The sequence below is a fragment of the Micromonospora sp. NPDC003197 genome (assembly GCF_053590565.1).
The window spans coordinates 25,749-44,698 of the sequence record NZ_JBSFTE010000010.1 but is presented as its reverse complement, the minus strand read 5'-3'; the positions used below and the strand labels follow the sequence as shown (position 1 = coordinate 44,698).

Annotated in this window: 16 protein-coding genes; 8 read left to right on the top strand and 8 right to left on the bottom strand. The window is 68.2% G+C overall.

The annotated features are described in order from the left end of the window. Window positions 1–3: 3 nt before the first annotated feature. The 5 genes from ACWDV4_RS13325 to ACWDV4_RS13305 form a co-directional block, all read right to left on the bottom strand. Window positions 4–2,553, bottom strand: a complete 2,550-nt coding sequence (locus ACWDV4_RS13325; protein ID WP_449977862.1) for an ABC transporter permease — start codon at window positions 2,551–2,553, stop codon at window positions 4–6. Continuing rightward, entirely contained in the window at window positions 2,553–3,320 is a 768-nt protein-coding gene (locus ACWDV4_RS13320; protein WP_449977860.1) for an ABC transporter ATP-binding protein, read from the bottom strand. The genes ACWDV4_RS13325 and ACWDV4_RS13320 overlap by 1 nt, the downstream gene beginning before the upstream one ends. Window positions 3,321–3,727: 407 nt before the next feature. Continuing rightward, the gene (locus ACWDV4_RS13315) at window positions 3,728–4,414 is read right to left on the bottom strand and encodes a response regulator (protein WP_449977857.1); all 687 of its coding nucleotides are present in this window, start codon (window positions 4,412–4,414) and stop codon (window positions 3,728–3,730) included. Then, window positions 4,411–5,619, bottom strand: coding sequence for a sensor histidine kinase (locus ACWDV4_RS13310; protein ID WP_449977854.1), 1,209 nt, complete (start codon window positions 5,617–5,619; stop codon window positions 4,411–4,413). Before ACWDV4_RS13310 ends, ACWDV4_RS13315 begins: the two co-directional genes overlap by 4 nt. A 77-nt stretch (window positions 5,620–5,696) precedes the next feature. Beyond that, complete coding sequence (locus tag ACWDV4_RS13305) at window positions 5,697–6,608, bottom strand: RecB family exonuclease (RefSeq protein WP_449977852.1); 912 nt, start codon at window positions 6,606–6,608, stop codon at window positions 5,697–5,699. Window positions 6,609–6,746: 138 nt separating this feature from the next. On the opposite strand from ACWDV4_RS13305, the gene ACWDV4_RS13300 reads away from it, so the two are divergent. From ACWDV4_RS13300 to ACWDV4_RS13290, 3 genes are all read left to right on the top strand, one after another. Further along, a complete protein-coding gene (locus tag ACWDV4_RS13300) occupies window positions 6,747–7,838 on the top strand; it encodes a site-2 protease family protein (RefSeq protein ID WP_449978208.1) in 1,092 nt (363 codons plus the stop codon). 73 nt (window positions 7,839–7,911) lie between these two features. Next, entirely contained in the window at window positions 7,912–8,889 is a 978-nt protein-coding gene (locus ACWDV4_RS13295; protein ID WP_449977850.1) for a tRNA (adenine-N1)-methyltransferase, read from the top strand. A 22-nt stretch (window positions 8,890–8,911) separates the two neighbouring features. Beyond that, window positions 8,912–9,487 (top strand): hypothetical protein, encoded by a 576-nt coding sequence (locus ACWDV4_RS13290; protein ID WP_449977848.1) that lies wholly within the window; start codon window positions 8,912–8,914, stop codon window positions 9,485–9,487. 54 nt (window positions 9,488–9,541) lie between these two features. Here ACWDV4_RS13290 and ACWDV4_RS13285 read toward each other — a convergent pair whose 3' ends face one another. Then, a complete protein-coding gene (locus ACWDV4_RS13285) occupies window positions 9,542–9,841 on the bottom strand; it encodes a ferredoxin (protein WP_449977846.1) in 300 nt (99 codons plus the stop codon). Window positions 9,842–10,020: 179 nt separating this feature from the next. Here ACWDV4_RS13285 and arc point away from each other — a divergent pair, with 179 nt between their 5' ends. The 5 genes from arc to prcA all read left to right on the top strand — a co-directional run bounded on the left by arc (window position 10,021) and on the right by prcA (window position 16,695). Further along, complete coding sequence (gene arc / locus ACWDV4_RS13280; protein ID WP_449977844.1) at window positions 10,021–11,799, top strand: proteasome ATPase; 1,779 nt, start codon at window positions 10,021–10,023, stop codon at window positions 11,797–11,799. 1,043 nt (window positions 11,800–12,842) lie between these two features. Continuing rightward, a complete protein-coding gene (dop, locus tag ACWDV4_RS13275; protein WP_449977842.1) occupies window positions 12,843–14,360 on the top strand; it encodes a depupylase/deamidase Dop in 1,518 nt (505 codons plus the stop codon). Between the two features lie 164 nt (window positions 14,361–14,524). Next, a complete protein-coding gene (locus ACWDV4_RS13270; RefSeq protein WP_449977841.1) occupies window positions 14,525–14,740 on the top strand; it encodes a ubiquitin-like protein Pup in 216 nt (71 codons plus the stop codon). A 203-nt stretch (window positions 14,741–14,943) separates the two neighbouring features. Beyond that, entirely contained in the window at window positions 14,944–15,786 is an 843-nt protein-coding gene (prcB, locus tag ACWDV4_RS13265) for a proteasome subunit beta (protein WP_449977839.1), read from the top strand. A gap of 60 nt (window positions 15,787–15,846) precedes the next feature. Continuing rightward, on the top strand, window positions 15,847–16,695 hold the full coding sequence (gene prcA, locus ACWDV4_RS13260; protein ID WP_449977837.1) for a proteasome subunit alpha: 849 nt from the start codon (window positions 15,847–15,849) through the stop codon (window positions 16,693–16,695). A gap of 105 nt (window positions 16,696–16,800) precedes the next feature. Here prcA and ACWDV4_RS13255 read toward each other — a convergent pair whose 3' ends face one another. Together ACWDV4_RS13255 and ACWDV4_RS13250 are read right to left on the bottom strand one after the other, a co-directional pair. Continuing rightward, window positions 16,801–17,826 carry a glycosyltransferase family 2 protein gene (locus ACWDV4_RS13255; RefSeq protein WP_449977836.1) on the bottom strand — a complete coding sequence of 342 codons (1,026 nt, stop codon included), beginning with the start codon at window positions 17,824–17,826 and terminating at the stop codon, window positions 16,801–16,803. After that, on the bottom strand, window positions 17,823–18,950 hold a 1,128-nt coding region (locus ACWDV4_RS13250; protein WP_449977833.1), incomplete at its 5' end, for a lipopolysaccharide biosynthesis protein. The genes ACWDV4_RS13255 and ACWDV4_RS13250, both read right to left, overlap by 4 nt.

The window sequence follows — 18,950 nt, the reverse complement described above, 5'->3', positions numbered from 1 at the left end:
GAGCTAGTCGTGGGCGATCGCGCCGAGGACGTTGATCCGAGCGGCGCGGATCGCCGGCAGCACTGCGGCGACCACTCCGATGACGGCTGCCAGTCCCACGTAGAGCCCCATCTGCGACCAGGGGAGCACCAGGTCGGTGATGCCATCCTCACGCAGCGCTTGGACCACTGCCGCGCCGAGGCCGGTACCGACCGCCACGCCGAGCAGCGCCCCGAAGACCGAGATCACCACGGACTCGACGGTGACCATGCGCATCGTCTGACCCCGGCGTAGCCCGATGGCCCGCAGCAGGCCCAGCTCCCGGGTCCGCTCCAGCACCGACAGGGCCAGGGTGTTGATGATCCCGAGTACGGCGATCAGGATGGCCAGCGCCAACAGCACCTGGATCATCAGCAGGAGCTGGTCGAACATGCTGGTCTGCTGCTCGATGAACGCGCCCCGATCGGCGACCGACACCTCCGGGCTGTCCACGAGCAGCGCCTCGACCTGCGGCAGCACCTGGTCCACCGAGGCCCCCGGGGCCAGTTGCAGGTAGGCCTGCGTCGGCATCGGCAGCCCGAACTCCTTCGCCGCGCCCGCCGGCAGGACGAACCCGCTGAACAGCTCGGACTCGGCGTAGATGCCGGTCACGGTGTAGGTCTGGGCCGCGCCCCGGGACAGCTGCACCGGCACCGTGGTGCCGACCGTGAGGCCACGCTTCGCCGCCGTACCCGAGTCGACCAGGAGCTGGTTCGGCCCGAGGGCGTCGATACTGCCAGCGGTGGGGGTGGCCTGGAAGATGTCCCGCAGCGCCGGCACGTTGCTGGTCGCGCTGACGTACGTCCGCTCGCCGCCCACCAGCGCCGCGTCGGAGTACAGGCCGGCGACCGAGGCCACGCCGGGCACCTGGGCGGCCCGGTCCAGCACCGCCGGATCGAAGCTCGGCATCCGGGGCCCGGTCTGCACACCGGAGATGACCAGCTCCGCCTGGATGGTGTCCTCAGCCAGCGCGGTCAGGCTGCTCTTGGCCGAGGACAGGATGACACTGACCCCGGTGACCAGGGCGATGCCGACCATCAGTGCGGCGGCGGTGATCGCCGTCCGGCGCGGGTTACGCCCGGAGTTGAGGCGGCCCAGCTTGCCCGGCACCGACCAGGCGAAGAGCCGGCCCAGCAGCGACACCACCGGCTTGCTGATCACCGGGGTCAGCAGGGCCACTCCGATGAACGAGACCAGCACCCCGCCGAGGATGGTCCAGAGGCTGTTGTCGCCGGCCTTGCCAGCCAGTCCCAGGGTCAGCAGCGTCCCACCGGCAGCCCCCACGACCGCGCCGGCAGCGGTGAGCTTCGTCAACGGCCGATCCGGGGTGGCGGCGTCCTGCATCGCGGCGATCGGCGGGATCCGAGATGCCCGCAGGGCCGGTAGGACGGCGGCGACCACGGTCACCAGCAGACCCACCACGAAGGCGCTCACCACGGCGCTGGCCGGCACGCCCAATCCGGCCAGGGTCAGCCCGCCGGAGATCTGCCCGAAGACGAAGGCCAGCAGTGCGCCGACCCCGATGCCGGCACCCAGGCCGAGCACCGAGGCGATCAGGCCGATGCCGATCGCCTCCATCAGCACCGAGCCGATCATCTGCCGGCGACTGGCCCCCATCGCCCGCATCAGGGCCAGTTCCCGGGTGCGCTGGGCGATGATGATCGAGAACGTGTTGAGGATCAGGAAGATCCCGACGAACAGCGCCACCCCGGCGAAGCCGAGCAGGATGTTGTTGAAGAAGGCCAAGCCCTCCTTGAGCCCGGCCGAAGCCTCCTTGGAGAGCTGCTCACCGGTCTTCACCACGAACCCGTCGCCGAGGGCGGCCGAGATGGCGTCCCGCAGCGCTGCCGGCTTGACCCCGTCGGCGGCCCGTACGCTGACCGTGCTGTAGACGCCGGTCTCGCCGAGCATCAACTGCTGGGCGACGCGTTCGGTGAACGCCACCTCCTGTACGCCGCCCAGGCTGTCCCGGTCACCGCTGTAGCCGAAGATGCCGACCAGGGTGAACTCGCGCTTGGGTTCGAGGGTCAACACCGCCACCCGATCCCCGACGGCCAGGTTGGCGGCCTTGGCGACGGTGGCGTTGACCACGATCTCGTTGTCGGCACTCGGCCCGTGGCCCTCGCGGAGCCGCACCAGGTCGCTCTCACCGGTCCAGTTACTGCCCAACTGCGGCGGCCCGAACGAGGTCAGCACCTTGCCGTTCGGCCCGATCACCCGAGCCCCGTCGGCGGCAGCCAGCCCGGTGGCCTGCGCCACGCCGGGTACCGCCCGGATCCGCTCCAGAGTCGAGGCGGGGAAGGTGGCGGCCACCTGCTCGCCCTCGAACTCACTGGTGGCGACCTTCGACCTGGCGCTGACCTCGACGTCGGTCTCGGCGTACGCGTCGGCGAAGACCGAGTCGAAGGACCGGCCGAGGGTGTCGGTGAGCACGAACGCGCCGGAGACGAACATGACGCCCAGCACCACCGCCAGGGCGGACAGCAGCAGTCGGAGCTTGCGGGCCAGCAGGCTCCGCAGGGTCGCGCGCAACATCAGTTGACCGCCTCGGTCAACGCGTCCAGCTTCTTCATCGTGTCCAGCACCGTGTCCGGGGTCGGCTCGATCAGCTCGGAGACGATCTGGCCGTCGGCGAGGAACACCACCCGGTCGGCGTACGAAGCGGCCACCGGGTCGTGGGTGACCATGATGATGGTCTGGCCGTGCTCGCGTACCGAGTTGCGGAGGAACCCGAGGACCTCGGCGCCGGAGCGGGAGTCGAGGTTACCGGTCGGTTCGTCGGCGAAGATCACCTCAGGTTGGGAGACCAGAGCCCGGGCACAGGCCACCCGCTGCTGCTGACCACCAGAGAGCTGGCTGGGCCGATGCCCCAGCCGGTCGCCCAGACCCACCGTCTTGATCACCGTGTCGTACCAGGCTGGGTCGGGTTTGCGGCCGGCGATCGACAGCGGCAGCAGGATGTTCTCCTTGGCCGTCAGCGTGGGCAGCAGGTTGAACTGCTGGAAGATGAAACCGATCTTGTCGCGACGCAGGTTGGTCAGGCCGGCGTCGCCGAGCCCGGTGATCCGGGTGTCGCCGATCCACGTCTCGCCCCGGGTGACCGAGTCCAGCCCGGCGAGGCAGTGCATCAGCGTCGACTTACCCGAACCGGAGGGGCCCATGATCGCCGTGAAGCGTCCACGCTCGAACTCCGCGCTGACACCGCGCAGCGCCATCACCTGAGCCTCGCCCGAGCCGTACACCTTCCACACATCGTTGGCGCGGGCTGCCGCCTGCGCGTCGCGGGCTACCGTAGCGGTCACTGAACGTCCTCTCCAGAAGCTGGTCCGGCCGGACCCCCAATCCGGCCGGCGACATCAATCGTCGGTGCCGGCGGACGGCGATCCGTCCACCTACGGAGGGAACAGACGCGGATTTCCTGGTGCGGGTAGGCCCGGATACCGGGTCAGGGTTGTCCCTGACCGCTGAGCCCATCGTCGTACGTCCCCCGTTGTCGCCGACGGTGATCACCGTCTGTCATCAGAGTAGGGGGTCGGGGCATGGTGATCCGTCGTACGCAGGAACGGTCTTCGGCTACGCCACTTCGCAGTGGTGCCTCTCCCACCTGAGGAGGAGACGGAGCGTCCCCGTCATCCCCGGGGCGTCGGCCGGCCAGGGGGGTAGGTGCCGGCAGGGCAGAGTGGTGCCGAGGCGCCAGCCGGCCAGAGGGCTAGGCGCCGGGGCGTACCAGACCAGACTCGTAGGCCAGCACCACGGCCTGCACCCGGTCTCGTAGGCCGAGCTTGGTCAGAACATGCCCGACGTGCGTCTTGATCGTGGTCTCGCTCACCGACAGGGCCCGGGCGATCTCCGCGTTGGACAGTCCCCGCGCGACCTGTACCAGGACCTCCCGCTCCCGTTCGGTCAACACCCCCAGCGCCTTGGGCGGGGTGGCCGACGGGTCGGGCAGGGTATCGGCGAACCGGTCCAGCAGTCGCTTGAGGATGCGTGGGGCGACCACCGCGTCACCGGCCGCCACGGTGCGGATCGCGGTCACCAGATCCTCCGCCGGCACGTCCTTGGCCAGGAAGCCGCTCGCCCCGGCCCGGAGCGCACCCACCACGTACTCGTCGAGGTCAAAGGTGGTCAGGATGAGTACACGTACCGGCAGGCGGGCGTCGACGATCGCGCGGGTGGCCGCCACCCCATCCATCCGGGGCATCCGGATGTCCATCAGCACCACATCGGGAAGCAGCCGCCGGGCCAGGTCGACGGCATCGACGCCGTCCCCGGCCTCGCCCACGATGTCCAGGTCGTCCTCCGCGCCCAGCACCATCCGGAACCCGGTACGCAGCAGCGGCTGGTCATCGACGAGCAGGATCCTCACCGGCCGTGCCGGTACGCCGCCCTCGGTCATGCCGCCCCCTCGTTACTCGGTGCGCCCAACTGCTCCATCGGAATCTTCGCGTAGACCCGGAACCCGCCACCAGGTCGTGGTCCGGTACGCAGGGTCCCACCGTAGAGGGCGACCCGCTCCCGCATACCGACCAGGCCGTGTCCCACCCGTCCCGGGGCGGGCCCCGGCCCCCGGCCGGTGTCGAAGACCTCCACGATCAGCCAGTAGACCCCGAAGCTGAGCCGGACTTCGGCGGTGGCCGTGCCGGCGTGTTTGAGCGCGTTGGTCAACGCCTCCTGCACGATTCGGAAGATCGTCAACGCCACCCCGGGATCCAGTGGCCCGGGCGCGCCGGTGACCCGCAGCGACACCGGCAGGCCCGCCTCGCGTACCTGCTCAACCAGCGCCTCGATACCGGCCAGCCCCGGCTGGGGAGTCAACTCAGCGGCCGGTTCGGAGTCGGTGCGTAACACGTCGAGCAGGCGACGCATCTCCCGCAACGTGGTACGGCTGGTCTCCTCGATGGTGCCCAACGCCTCGTCGGTGGTCGCCGGATCGCGTTTCAGTACCCGTCGCGCACCGGTGGCCAGCACCCCCATCACACTCACGTGGTGGGCGACCACGTCGTGTAGTTCCCGGGCGATCCGTCGGCGTTCGTCGGCCACCGCCTGTTCTGCCAGGGACCGCTGGTTCTCCTCCGCGACCCGGGCACGTTCCTGTAACACCAGGTTGGAGGTGCGGCGGGCGTTCACCGTACGACCGACGAAGAACGAGACCAGCGCGGTCAGCAGATTGTTCACGACCAGGTAGGCGGGGCCCACGTCCAACGAGTTGTCCATGACCGGAGACAGGACGTTGAGCACGCCCACCGGCACCCACAGCAGGACGGTGGCGAGGACAGCGGATCGCATCGGATACTGCGCGGCCATCGAGTAGGTCAGCACGATGAAGGCGAACGCTTGGGAGACGGGGACCACGTCGAACGCCGCCGGCGCGACGAGCGTCGCCACCAGGGCACCCACGGCGACCCAGGGAGCGACCCGCCGTAAGGCCACCGGCGCGGCGGCGAGGAGACTCCAGCCCAGTTCCGGAAGGAGTTGCTCCGGCCACAGTTCGGGCGGCAGGGGCAGGACCAGCGCGATCGGAAGCACCCCGAGCAGGGTGGCCAGCAGGCTGTCGGCCAGCAACGGCCGGTTCCGTCCCCAGCCCGTGACGCGCTCCATCATGTCAGCGACGCTAGCCGCTGTTTCGGGCGGAAGATCCTCACCGGTGGTGAGTCGGGCATCCTCCTTGGGGAGGAGGATCAGTCGTCCGTGCGGGACACCAGCCGCGACGATGGGGCCACCCGACGATCCTCACTGGGCAGCGGGTGCTCCGGGAACGGCGGTGGGGTGCCCCCGAAGGTGGGGCAGTGGGCCTGGTGGCTGCACCAGTCGCAGAGCCGGCTCGGCTTGGGACGGAAGTCCCGGTTGGCGGTGGCCTGCTCGATGGCTCGCCACAGGGCCACGACGGTCCGTTCGAAGCGGGCCAGCTCGTCGGCGTCCGGGCTGTAGTCGCAGATCTCGGCATCCTTGAGATAGAGCAGCCGCAACACCCGGGGGACGACACCTCGGGTGCGCCACAGCACCAGGGCGTAGAACTTGAGCTGGAACAGGGCGCGCGCCTCGAACGCCTCTCGGGGCGCGCCGCCGGTCTTGTAGTCGACCACCCGTAGCGCGCCATCGGGAGAGACATCGAGCCGGTCGAGGTAGCCCCGGATGAGTAACTGGTCGTCCACGGTGGCGGAGATCAGGCTCTCCCGCTCGGCCGGCTCAAGGCGCTGCGGGTCCTCGATCGTGAAGTAGCCGTCGAGTAGCCCTCGGGCCGAGTCCAGGAACCCGGTGGCGGCTTCGGCGTCGGCAAACAATTCGGCCAGCTCCGGCTCCTCGGCGACCAGCCGCTCCCACTCGGGGGCGACCAGGTCGGCCGCCGCCGCCGGGGTACGCCCCGGCGCGGGCAGGTCGAACAGCCGTTCCAGTACGGCGTGCACCAGCGTGCCCCGGGCTTGCTCGGCAGTGGTGCGCTCCGGCAACCGGTCGATGCTTCGGAATCGGTAGAGCAGTGGACAGGTCTTGAAGTCCGCCGCCCGCGAGGGGGAGAGTGAGGGGCCCGCCGCTGGTTGCGTTGCCGCCTGATTCTGCCCGTCCGCCTGCGTCGTCACCGTCTCCGCCGTCATGACCGAAAGGCTAAGGCACCCGTACGACGGAACGCGGGGCACGGCCACCGGCGTCACCAGCCCACGGTGTTCCGTAGCATCGACCCGGTGCAGGACAGTCCACAACCACGTCGACGCTCCGGACTCACCATCGGGCGGGTGTTCGGGGTGCCGGTCCACGTCAACTTCTCCATGGTGTTGCTCGCCGTTCTGGTGACCGTGATGTACGGCGAGTTCGTCCGACGCCAGCTTGAGTTGTCCCAGTTGACCGGTTACGCGATCGGGTTCGGTTTTGTGGTCTGTCTGCTTGGTTCAGTGCTGTTGCACGAGTTGGGGCACGCATTGACCGCACGGCACTACGGGATCGGGGTTCGGGGCATCACTCTGGAGCTGCTCGGTGGCTACACCGAGATGGACCGGGACGTGCCCAGCCCTCGGGTCGACCTGCTGGTGTCGCTGGCGGGCCCGGCCGTGTCCGCCGTGCTCGGGGTCGCGGCGGTGCTGGCCACCCTCGCCCTGCCCGACGAGACTTTGATCAACCAGCTCGCCTTCCAGCTGGCGGTGAGCAACGTCATCGTGGCGGTCTTCAACATCCTGCCCGGCCTGCCCCTGGATGGTGGCCGGGCGTTGCGCGCCGCGGTCTGGGCCCTGAGCCGGGATCGGCACCTGGGTACGGAGGTGGCCGGCTGGGTGGGGCGCGCGGTGGCGGTCGGCACGCTGCTGTTGGTCGCCCTGCTGACCTGGGTGGGGGTGCTCGCCCCGTTGGGGCTGGCGCTGATGCTGCTGGTCGCCTTCACCCTGTGGCAGGGCGCCGGACAGTCGATTCGGGTGGCCCGGATCAGCCGGCGTTTTCCGCTCATCGACCTGACCCGACTGGCCCGGCCGGTCTTCCTGGTAGCGACTGGGACCCCCCTGGCCGAAGCCCAGCGGCGAGGCGTCGAGGCCGGTCAACCCGATGCCGCACTGGGCGTCGCCGACTCCACCGGCCGGCTGGTGGCCCTGGTCGACCGGGTGGCCGCAGCTGCCGTACCGGCCGACCGGCGGCCCTGGGTCACGGTCGACACGGTGGCCCGTGGCCTGGATCGGGTGCCGCGACTCCTCGTCGGTCTCAACGGCGAAGAGGTGATCCAGGAGGTGCAGACCCACCCGGGCGCGCAGTACCTGGTGGTGTCAGGCGAAGATGTCGTCGGCGTTTTGCACGTCGCCGATCTGGCGCAGCTTCTGGAACCGAAACGAAAGATGGGTACGTGACCGAGCGAAGCGAGGGAACCATTTGGTACAGCACCGTGGGTCGTGGTGGCGTCGAGCGTAGCGAGGCGACGGCATGACCGAGCGAAGCGAGGGAAGTGTGGAAACCTCGGCCGGGGCGATGGCGGTGCGCCGTGGGCCGTTTCGACCGGGTGACCGGGTACAGCTGACCGACCCCAAGGGGCGGATGCACACCATCACCCTCGAGCCTGGCAAGTCGTTCCACACCCATCGGGGTGTGCTAGAGCACGACGCTCTCATCGGCCTGCCCGACGGCAGTGTGGTGACCTCCGGCGGTGGCACCGCCTACCTGGCCCTGCGGCCACTGCTCGCGGACTACGTGCTCTCCATGCCGCGGGGCGCGCAGGTCATCTACCCCAAGGACTCCGCCCAGATCGTCGCGATGGGGGACATTTTCCCCGGTGCGAAGGTGCTGGAGGCGGGGGTTGGGTCCGGCGCGCTGACCTGCTCCCTGCTGCGGGCGGTCGGACCGAGCGGCGAGGTGCACTCCTTCGAGCTGCGAGAGGATTTCGCGGAGATCGCTCGACGTAACGTCGAGTCGTTCTTCGGTGGTCCGCAGCCGACGTGGCAGCTGCGGGTAGGGGACGTGGCAACCTGTCAGGAGTCCGGTTTCGACCGGATCATCCTTGACCTGCTGACCCCGTGGGAGGTGCTCGACCTGGTGGAACGGGCGCTGGTGCCGGGTGGGGTCTTCATCGGCTATGTGGCCACCACGCCCCAGCTGTCGGAGTTGGTCGAGGCGTTGCGGGAGCGGGGCGGCTTCACCGAGCCTCGGGCCTGGGAGTCGCTGGTGCGTGACTGGCACGCCGAAGGGCTGGCCGTACGCCCCGATCACCGGATGATCGCACACACCGCATTTCTGGTCTCCGCCCGCAAACTCGCGCCCGGGGTGACCGCCCCGCCCCGTCGGCGTAAGCCGAGCAAGGGCGCGGAGGCGTACGCGCTGCGTAAGCAGACCTTGCGGGAGGCGGCTGCCCGGCAGTCGGCTGTACCGGGCGACACCGACGTGGCGGGAGAGCAGGTCGGCCAGTGACCATCGATGTCGCGAGCCGGGCATGAGTAGTTCGGTGTTCGACGGCGGGGACTCGTCGGCGGTCTTTCCGGACTGGTCGCCGTACCACGATCTGGAGGCGGCCGCCCGCGCCTACCTACGTGACCCCGACGTGGCCCTGGAGGCGCTCAGCGGTGTGTTGCGCGGGGCGTCGGTGCTGGGCTTCACCCTGGAACGCTTCGTCAACGAGGTGAACGGCGTCTGGCAGGAGGTGGTCGTCTGCGACGGCAACCGCCTGCTCCTGTGGCACGGTGAGGACGTGCCGCCGGACGAGGGGCCCGTCGGGGCGATGACGTCGTCGTTGCGGGTGGTGCCGGTCTCGACCGTGACCGAGGTCGGCTGCCGGCGCCGGTTGACCCGTACCCCGGACGGCCAGGTCCGGGTGGACAGCATCGATGTCTATTTGCTGCTCAGCTCGCTGGACGAGGGGTCCGTGCCGGGCGCGGAGGGCCATCTGGGCTCTCGCCATGACGCATTGCGGTTCGGCAAGACACTGGACGACGGCGGCCCCGGGCAGATCGCCCGGCTCGGCGAGTTCGCACAGGTGGTGTCGATGGCGATCGGTCACCCGATCCAGTGAAGGACACCGGGCGGGGCACCCATCGGGGTGCCCCGCCCGGTAAGACAGCTGTGCTCAGACGGCGTCCGGCCCGGCCACCTCGACGTCGTCGTCGGTTCGTACGACGTGGATGCAGTCGCCGGGACATTCCTTGGCTGCGTCGATCACGTCGAGTCGCAGGTGGGGTGGCACGTCGACCCGGCTTCCCGGGGCCAGAAGCAGCTCACCGTCGTCGTCCTTCACGTAGGCTAGGCCGTCGACGTCGAATTCAAAGACCTCCGGGGCGTACTGCACGCATAGGCCGTCTCCGGTGCATAGGTCCTGGTCTACCCAGACCCGGAGCTCGCCGGTTTCGGTCTCGGTCGGTGCCGTCACGGCGCACCCCCATGTTCTCGTCCGCCAACATGCCGACCGTACCCGAATACCGGCGGGGCTGTTCAAACGGCGTCCCCCTGACGATCAAGCTTCGGTGACGAGGGCGTTGCATGGGACCGAATCGGCGTCATAGCGGTTAGTGTTATGGCAGAACGTTCAAGCCCCCGGGGAGGTGGGACGTGGCACGCAGCGACGACGCGGATTCGCGCGCCGCACGGTGGGAGAAGGAGGCCCACGATCTCTCCACCCAGGTCGCGTTCCTTCAAGAGGAACTCGCTCTGGTGCGGCGCAAGTTGACCGAAAGCCCCCGACACGTCCGGCAGCTCGAGGAGCGGCTTGCGGCGACGCAGGCGCAGCTGGCTCGACTGACCGAGAACAATGATCGGCTCGTGAGCACCCTCAAGGAGGCGCGGGCCCAGATCGTCACGCTCAAGGAGGAGATCGACCGGCTGGCGCAGCCACCCAGTGGCTACGGTGTCTTCTTGGCTCGCCACGACGACGGCACGGTGGATGTGTTCACCGGAGGGCGGAAGCTCCGGGTCGCGGTGTCGCCCTCACTCGAGGTGGGGGAGCTACGACGGGGCCAGGAGGTTCTGCTCAACGACGCTCTCAACATCGTGGACGCGTTCGGTTTCGAGCGGGCCGGCGAGGTCGTGATGCTCAAGGAGGTGTTGGAGGATTCCACCGGCCTGGGTGACCGGGCACTGGTGATCTCCCATGCCGACGAGGAGCGGATCGTCCATCTCGCCGAAACGTTGATCGGTGCGCCGCTGCGTGCTGGCGACTCGCTGATGATCGAGCCGCGCTCGGCCTATGCCTACGAGCGCATCCCGAAGAGCGAGGTCGAGGAGCTGGTGCTGGAGGAGGTGCCGGACGTCGACTATGGCGACATCGGCGGCCTGCACACCCAGATCGAGCAGATTCGTGACGCAGTGGAGCTTCCGTTCCTACACGCCGATCTGTTCCGCGAGCATCAGCTGCGACCGCCCAAGGGCATTCTGCTCTACGGGCCGCCAGGTTGTGGTAAGACCCTGATCGCCAAGGCCGTCGCCAATTCGCTGGCCAAGAAGATCGCCGAACGCCGGGGCGAGGAGAAGCACACCAGCTTCTTCCTCAACATCAAGGGCCCGGAGCTGCTCAACAAGTACGTCGGCGAGACCGAGCGGCACATCCGGTTGGTCTTCCAGCGGGCTCGGGAGAAGGCCGGGGAGGGCACTCCGGTCATCGTTTTCTTCGACGAGATGGATTCGGTGTTCCGTACTCGGGGCTCCGGGGTCTCCTCGGACGTGGAGAACACGATCGTTCCGCAGCTGCTCAGCGAGATCGACGGCGTGGAGGGGCTGGAGAACGTCATCGTGATCGGTGCCTCCAACCGGGAGGACATGATCGATCCGGCGATCCTGCGTCCTGGACGTCTCGACGTCAAGATCAAGATTGAGCGGCCGGACGCGGAGGCGGCCAAGGACATCTTCTCCAAGTACATCCTCACCGGGCTGCCGCTGCATCCGGACGACCTGGCTGAGCACGGTAGCGATCCGCAGGCCACGGTCGCCGCAATGATCGAGGCGGTCGTGCTGCGGATGTACTCCGAGACGGAGGAAAACCGGTTCCTTGAGGTCACCTACGCCAACGGTGACAAGGAGGTCCTCTACTTCAAGGACTTCAACTCGGGTGCCATGATCCAGAACATTGTCGACCGGGGTAAGAAGTCGGCCATCAAGGAGTTCCTCTCCTCCGGACGTAAGGGCCTCCGTCTCCAGCACCTGCTCGACGCCTGTGTCGACGAGTTCCGGGAGAACGAGGACCTGCCCAACACCACCAACCCTGACGACTGGGCCCGGATCTCCGGCAAGAAGGGCGAACGGATTGTCTACATCCGTACGCTCGTCTCGGGCGGTAAGGGCACGGAGGCCGGCCGGTCCATCGAGACCGCGAGCAACACCGGTCAGTACCTGTAGCACCTGCTAAAGGTGGTCCCTGACAATTCCCGTCAGGGACCACCTTCTTTTGCGCCGTCCTGGCTCAAGACTCTCCTGCCCGGGTACGGCAAGCTCTGTGGCTTGGGCATGGCAACCGATGGTCGCACCAGAAAGTCAACTACTGGCACCTGAATAGACTGCGTCGGCTGTCACACAAAGGCCGATCCTTTAGGAGTGTGGACCAGTGAGCGCCGGCATCCTTCCGATCGTCGAGCGGACGGGGCTGACACAGGTCGGGCACCGAGCCGAGCGCCTGGGCCCGTCGGTCGCTTGGCATCCCCCCGGTGAAGGCTGGTAGTCGCCCTGCTACTCGCCTCATGGACCGCTTCGGCCGGAGCATACGTCGTACACGCCGCATGGCTGTTGCCGCCATCGCTCCTGATCGGTACAGCCTTCTACGCGGCGGACGTACCCTACTCAATCGGCCGATGCTCGCCACCGGCCTGCTGATCGGCATGACCTGTGCGGCCGGGCTGTTGTTCTCCGTCCGGCCATGGGCATGCACCCGGTATCGGTGTCTGGCGCTCGTTCACCGGGTTGCTCGCGGTGGCTGTGTTGACCGGCCGCCGGCCGGCGTTTTCCAGGGCCCGGTTGGACCGATTGCCTCTCCGTCGACACTGCACTGCTGCTCATCGGCTGCCTGTCCGTGGCGTCTACGGGCTTCCGGTTTTACCTACCGACTGGGGTTCGTGATGATGGGGAGCGGACAACTCCCAGCACAACGCGCTCTTCGCTGAATCGGACGAATTGGCGGGTACCTGTTCGTTGACGAGGCAGGAGTACGCGAGCACATTTTCTCCGGGCCGATCTACTACCCTGGCTGGCATGCGCGAACAGTAGATCGGCGTATTCAGGGACCCGGCCGCACTGTTGTCCTGTGAGTACGCGGACGCGCCGCCCGCCTCCGACAGTCGATGCGGACTACGCTGAAGGCAACGGCCGGCGAAGTGGGGCGAGAGCATGAGTGAGCGTAGCGGGCGAATTCAGCCATGCATCCTCAGCGAGCAGAGCGGGGCAGCGGCATGAGCGTACGGCGGATCATGGGCACCGAGCTGGAGTACGGCATCTCAGTGCCCGGCCAGCCCGGGGCCAATCCAATGGTTACCTCGTCGCAGGTGGTCAACGCCTATGGCGCCCGCCCCGAACTGACCCGGGGCGGGCGGGCCCGTTGGGACTACGAGGAAGAGTCACCGCTGCGGGACGCCCGAGGGTTCACCTACTCCGGTGCGGCCTACGACCCGGCCGAGGCGCTCGCTGACGAGGATCTCGGACTGGCCAACGTCATACTGACCAACGGTGCCCGGCTCTACGTCGACCACGCACATCCGGAATATTCGACGCCGGAGGTGACCAACCCGCTGGACGTGGTGCGCTGGGACAAGGCGGGGGAGCGGGTGATGGCCGAGGCGGCTCGACGAGCGGCGACCATCCCCGGCACCCACCCGATCCACCTCTACAAGAACAACACCGACAACAAAGGTGCCAGCTACGGGGCGCACGAGAACTACCTGATGCGCCGCCAGACCCCCTTCGCGGACATCGTCGCCTACCTGACGCCGTTCTTCGTGACCCGGCAGGTCGTCTGTGGTGCCGGCCGGGTCGGCCTCGGCCAGGACGGCTCGCAACCAGGCTTCCAGATCTCCCAGCGGGCCGACTTCTTCGAGGTCGAGGTCGGATTGGAGACCACCCTCAAACGGCCGATCATCAACACCCGGGACGAGCCGCACGCCGACGCAGACAAGTACCGGCGGCTACACGTCATCATCGGCGATGCCAACCTGTCAGAGGTCTCCACGTACCTCAAGGTCGGTACCACCGCCCTGGTGCTGTCCATGATCGAGGAGAAGGTGCTCACCCCGGAGTTCGCGATCGCCGATCCGGTCTCCGAACTCCGGGCCGTCAGCCACGACCCGTCGCTGACTCATCTGATCCGATTGCGGGACGGGCGTCGGCTGACCGCGCTCGATCTGCAATGGGCTTATCTCGAACGAGCTCGTGCCTTCGTCGAGGACCGGTACGGCAGCGACGTCGACGACATGACCGCCGACGTGCTCGACCGCTGGGAGAGTGCGCTGGACCGGCTGGGACGGGACATCATGCTGTGCGCCGGTGAACTGGACTGGGTGGCCAAGCTGCGACTGCTGGAGGGCTATCGGGAGCGGGAGCAGCTCGGCTGGGCCTCGCACAAGCTGCAACTGGTCGATCTGCAGTACTCCGACGTACGGCCGGAGAAGGGCCTCTACCACCGGTTGGTGGCCCGGGGCTCGATGGCGACGCTCTTGTCCGACGAGGCGGTCCGTACCGCGATGGTGGAGCCGCCAGAGGACACCCGAGCCTACTTCCGTGGCCGCTGCCTGGCCCAGTATGCCTCCGAAGTGGTCGCTGCCAGCTGGGACTCGGTCATCTTCGACGTCGGCCGGGAGTCACTGGTGCGGGTGCCGATGATGGAGCCGGAGCGGGGCACCAGGAAACATGTCGGGGCGCTCTTCGACCGGTGTGCCAGTGCCAAGGATCTGCTGGAGACCCTCACCGGCGGCTGAGCCCGAGCGAGTCGTAGCCGTCGAGTCGCGCCGGGACGATTGCGAGTGCCTGCCCCGACCTGACGGCATGCCAGTCCATCCTGCATGTGGTGGGGTGGTGACAGCCCATATCGTCGCCTGCACGGGGTAAGTTTTCTTCAAGCGATCGTGGAGGAGGCACCCTGATGGCTACCCGTGACACCGGCGGTCAGTCCCAGTCCGGCAAGGCACGTCGGGATGAGGAGGTCGAGGACGTCGCGACCGAGGTCAACCCTGAGGTCGCCGAGCGGCATGCCGAGATCACCGAGGACGTGGACGACCTGCTCGACGAGATCGACTCCGTACTGGAGGAGAACGCCGAGGAGTTCGTCCGGGGGTACGTGCAGAAGGGCGGGCAGTGATCATCCGCAGCTAGTATTGCTGTGGCCCTCCGGTGCGGCTGGCCGCTCGGCCGTGACCAGGAGACAGAACGATGACTACGATCATCACCCGGCCGGCGGTCGGGCGATAGTCTGCTTCAACCGCAACGGTGGCCTTGCCGACCCTACGTGGCGACGCGTGGGGTCTTCAGCTGAGGCGATCACGTACCTGAGAGAGGAACCACGTGGCAGCGGGTTTTGATCCATCCGGCCGTCTACCAGATGTGTTCACCAACGCGGGGACGTCCTCCTTCACCCAGTTCCTGAGCATGGCCGCCCCGGACCTGCTGCCCGGTCGTCGACCGCTGCCGCCGGGCATGGCCGCCGCCGACCTCGCCCCGCACGCCACCACCATCGTGGCGATTTCCTGCCTGGGTGGGGTGGTGATGGCCGGTGATCGGCGGGCCACCATGGGCAACATGATCGCCAGCCGGGACATCGAGAAGGTGCATCCCGCTGACGCGTACTCCCTGGTGGGCATCGCCGGCACGGCCGGCATCGGCATCGAGATGATGCGGCTGTTCCAGGTCGAACTCGAACACTACGAGAAGATCGAGGGAGCGATGCTCTCTCTCGACGGCAAGGCCAACCGTCTGGCGTCGATGATCCGGGGCAATCTTGGGGCAGCGATGCAGGGGCTGGCCGTGATTCCGCTCTTCGCCGGCTTTGACCTGGCCGTCGCCGATTCGACCCGGGCTGGTCGGATCTTCAGCTTCGACGTCACCGGCGGTCCCTTCGAGGAGCATGGTTACAGTGCGATTGGTTCCGGCTCGCTGTTTGCCAAGTCGGCACTGAAGAAGCGCTACCGCACCGGGCTGAGTGCCGACGAGGCGGTGCGGCTCGCGGTCGAGGCCCTGTACGACGCGGCCGACGACGACACCGCCACCGGCGGACCGGACCTGACCCGCCGGATCTACCCGGTGGTGATGACCGCTACGGCCGAGGGCACACGCCGGCTCACCGACACCGAGAGCGCCGCGATCGCCGAAGCGGTGGTTGCCGGCCGGATGGAGAACCTGGGCGGCTGACTCCGTCCCCGCACGCACACCCGTACGCCGTAGGCACAGTTCAGAAGGAGAACCGCCGCCGTGGCCATGCAGTTCTACGCCTCGCCCGAGCAGATCATGCGCGACCGCTCCGAGCTGGCCCGCAAGGGCATCGCCCGGGGCCGCAGCACGGTGGTACTCAGCTACGAGGGTGGGGTCCTCTTCGTTGCGGAGAACATCTCCAGCGCGCTGCACAAGGTCAGTGAGATCTACGACCGGATCGGATTCGCCGCCGTCGGCCGCTACAACGAGTTCGAGAATCTGCGCCGCGCCGGGGTACGGATGGCCGACCTCAACGGGCTCAGCTACGACCGGCGGGACGTTACCGGCCGGGCACTGGCCAACGGCTACGCGCAGACCCTCGGTGCGATCTTCACTGAGCAGTCGAAGCCGTTCGAAGTGGAGCTCTGCGTCGCCGAGGTCGGTGCCACCCCGGCGGACGACGAGCTCTACCGGCTGACGTACGACGGCTCGGTCAACGACGAGCCCGGTTGCATGGCGATGGGCGGGCAGGCCGAGGCGATCTCCGGCGTGCTGCGGGCCAGCCACCGCCCCGACATGTCGCTGAGCGAGGCGGTACAGCTGGCCGTCAAGGCGCTGGGTACGGTCGGCGGCGAGGGCGGTGCCGCCCGCACGATCGCCGCCAACCAGTTGGAGGTCGCGCTCCTGGACCGGCGAAAGGTGGGGCGTAGCTTCCGGCGGGTAACCGGCGCTGCCCTCACCGCGCTGCTCGACGGTGGCTCGGCAGCGAAGGATGCCGAGGCCGAGGTCGCGGCCGAGAGCCGTCCCGAGGAGCCGAAGGCGCCCGGTGGCAAGCGGGCCAAATCCGCCAAGCCCACCACCTCGGCTGGCTCCGCCGACCTGGAGGGCCAGCAGAAGAAGCCCGAGTAAACCCGGATTCTGAGCACCGAACAGCGGATGGCCCGCCCCGGGTGGTACGGGGCGGGCCATCCGCGTTCCACAACGGCAGGTCAGCTTCGTTGCAGCGACGACAGGTCAGGCCCGCTTCAACAGCGGACGGGACAACTTCCAGTAGGCGCTGGCGAGCAGGTTGAACAATCCCATGCCGGGCGGGGCGGCCTCATTCAGCGCGACCTTGGCGGTCATCCGCTCGGCGATGACCCCGTCGGGCACCCGCCGTTCCGACTGCAACTGTCGCCGCCGGGCGCGTACCCACGCCCGGTTGGTCCAGAGCCAGCCCCAGCCGCGTACCTTCTGCCGGCCCCAACCCCCGGCCACCGAGGCGGCGAGCATCGCCAATTCGGTGACGAGCAGCATCGGCGCGAGGACGGCCAGCGTACGGCCCTCGTAGGCGGTGAGGAGCGTGATCAGCCGGTTGCGTTCGACCAGGTACAACTTCAAGGTGTTACGGGAGAACTCGTAGTAGTGGCGGACCACAGCGTCGGGAATGTACTCGATCCGGAACCCCTGCTGCCACAGCCGGAGGCTCAGTTCGGTGTCCTCGTGGTAGGCGAAGTATTCGGCCGCGAAGCCGTCCAGCCGCCGCCACACCTCGGCACGCATGGCGAAGCAGCATCCGCTCACCGACGGCACAGTCGTCCGCTGCATGTGCTGGCTGGCCGGTTCGCCGTTGCTGCCGGCCCAGGACAGCCCGGTGAAGTGCAGCGGGTTTCCAGAGGTGTTGATCGTGTCGGGCTGGTCGGCCAGGCGGATCGAGGCCATCGCCGCGCCAACCCCGTCCTCTGCGGCGACCGCGACGATCTTGGCCAGGGCGTCCGGCGCGACGATCGCGTCGGAGTTGACGAAGACCAGGAAGTCGCCGGTCGCCTCGGCCGCGCCGACCCGGCAGCCGCCGGAGTAGCCGGTGTTCTCCTCCGGCCGTAGGACGCGTACCCCGGCGAAGCCCTTGACCACCTCCACCCCGTCACCGGTGCAGCCGTTGTCGACCACGATGAGGTCGACCTCGACGTCGGTGCTGGCCAGTACGGCCTGGGCAGCGTCGGACAGCCAGGGCTCGGCGCCGTAGGCGAGCATCACCGCGGTCACGCGGGGAGGGGTCATCGGTAGTCTCCGGTTGCGGGCGACGACGTCACGGGTTCGAGGGACGCGCTCGGGTGGGTGGTTTGCGCCGATCGGCGCAGGAACAGCGCCATGCTGACGACCACCAGCAGAGAACCCACGGTGTAGGCGATCTCGACCCGCTGGGCCACCGACATCGGGATGAGGGTGACGACACCCAGGGCGGCCGTGCCGACCACCCAGGACAGCGCCTGTGCCCGGTGCCCGTCTCGGGCCAGGATTGCCTGACCGAGCACCATTGCCCAGAGGTAGAGCAGGGTGCCGACGGAGAGCCAGGCGAAGTCGACCCGGGTCAGTACGTCCGGGGCCGCGAACAGGGTTCGTACCAGCCAGGGGCCGAGCAGAGTGGCGACGAACGAACCGACAGCGCCCAGCGCAGTGACGATCATCAGGGCGCGGCGGAGCAGGGAGTGGAAGGCGCTCTGGTCGCCGGTGGCGGCGGAGGCTGCCAGGCCGGGTAGCAGGGACGCCTGTAGGGACGAGAAGACGAACAGTGGGATCCGGACCAGGACCAGTGCGGAGAGCAGTGCTCCGGCGATGGCTTCGTCGTCCGGTTCGAGTAGCCGGACGTTGATCACGCCGATGTTCACCACGACCTGCGCGAGCAGGCTGGAGACGGTGAGTAGACCGAGCCCGCGCAGCAGGGGTGCCCAGGGCAGCGGTAGGCCCCCGCCGATCGCCCGCAGCACCGGGGGCAGGGTGCAGACGACCGACACCACCGGGGCGAACACCAGCACCATTCCGTACCAGAACGGGGAGGTGACCCCGGCCAGTCCCAGGGCGGCGACCAGGCCGATCCGCAGCGCACCGTCGATGCCGAGCTGTGTGCCGTACCAGGGGAACAGTTGCAGTCCGGAGAGCAGCCCCCGGGTGGTATGCGCCACGGCGAGAGCCGCCAGGGCCCCGACGAGCACCCAGACCAGGGTGGTGTCCCCCTTGAATAGGCGGTCGGCGATCAGGTCGGCGGCGGCGACGATCACTATCCCGAAGAACACCAGCAGCGCGGCGGCGATCACGCCTGCAACGTGGCCGAGCATGTCGCGTTCCCGGGATTCGCCGCGTACTCGACGAGCAAGACCGCCCTGATCGGGCTCACCAAGGGGCTC

What these genes read in the sequence shown, in the direction of transcription:
- ACWDV4_RS13325 (WP_449977862.1), bottom strand. Translation starts at nt 2,553, where the DNA reads ATGTTGCGCGCGACCCTGCGGAGCCTGCTGGCCCGCAAGCTCCGACTG.
- ACWDV4_RS13315 (WP_449977857.1), bottom strand. Translation starts at nt 4,414, where the DNA reads ATGACCGAGGGCGGCGTACCGGCACGGCCGGTGAGGATCCTGCTCGTC.
- ACWDV4_RS13310 (WP_449977854.1), bottom strand. Translation starts at nt 5,619, where the DNA reads ATGATGGAGCGCGTCACGGGCTGGGGACGGAACCGGCCGTTGCTGGCC.
- ACWDV4_RS13305 (WP_449977852.1), bottom strand. Translation starts at nt 6,608, where the DNA reads ATGACGGCGGAGACGGTGACGACGCAGGCGGACGGGCAGAATCAGGCG.
- ACWDV4_RS13295 (WP_449977850.1), top strand. Translation starts at nt 7,912, where the DNA reads ATGACCGAGCGAAGCGAGGGAAGTGTGGAAACCTCGGCCGGGGCGATG.
- ACWDV4_RS13290 (WP_449977848.1), top strand. Translation starts at nt 8,912, where the DNA reads ATGAGTAGTTCGGTGTTCGACGGCGGGGACTCGTCGGCGGTCTTTCCG.
- dop (WP_449977842.1), top strand. Translation starts at nt 12,843, where the DNA reads ATGAGCGTACGGCGGATCATGGGCACCGAGCTGGAGTACGGCATCTCA.
- ACWDV4_RS13270 (WP_449977841.1), top strand. Translation starts at nt 14,525, where the DNA reads ATGGCTACCCGTGACACCGGCGGTCAGTCCCAGTCCGGCAAGGCACGT.
- ACWDV4_RS13255 (WP_449977836.1), bottom strand. Translation starts at nt 17,826, where the DNA reads ATGACCCCTCCCCGCGTGACCGCGGTGATGCTCGCCTACGGCGCCGAG.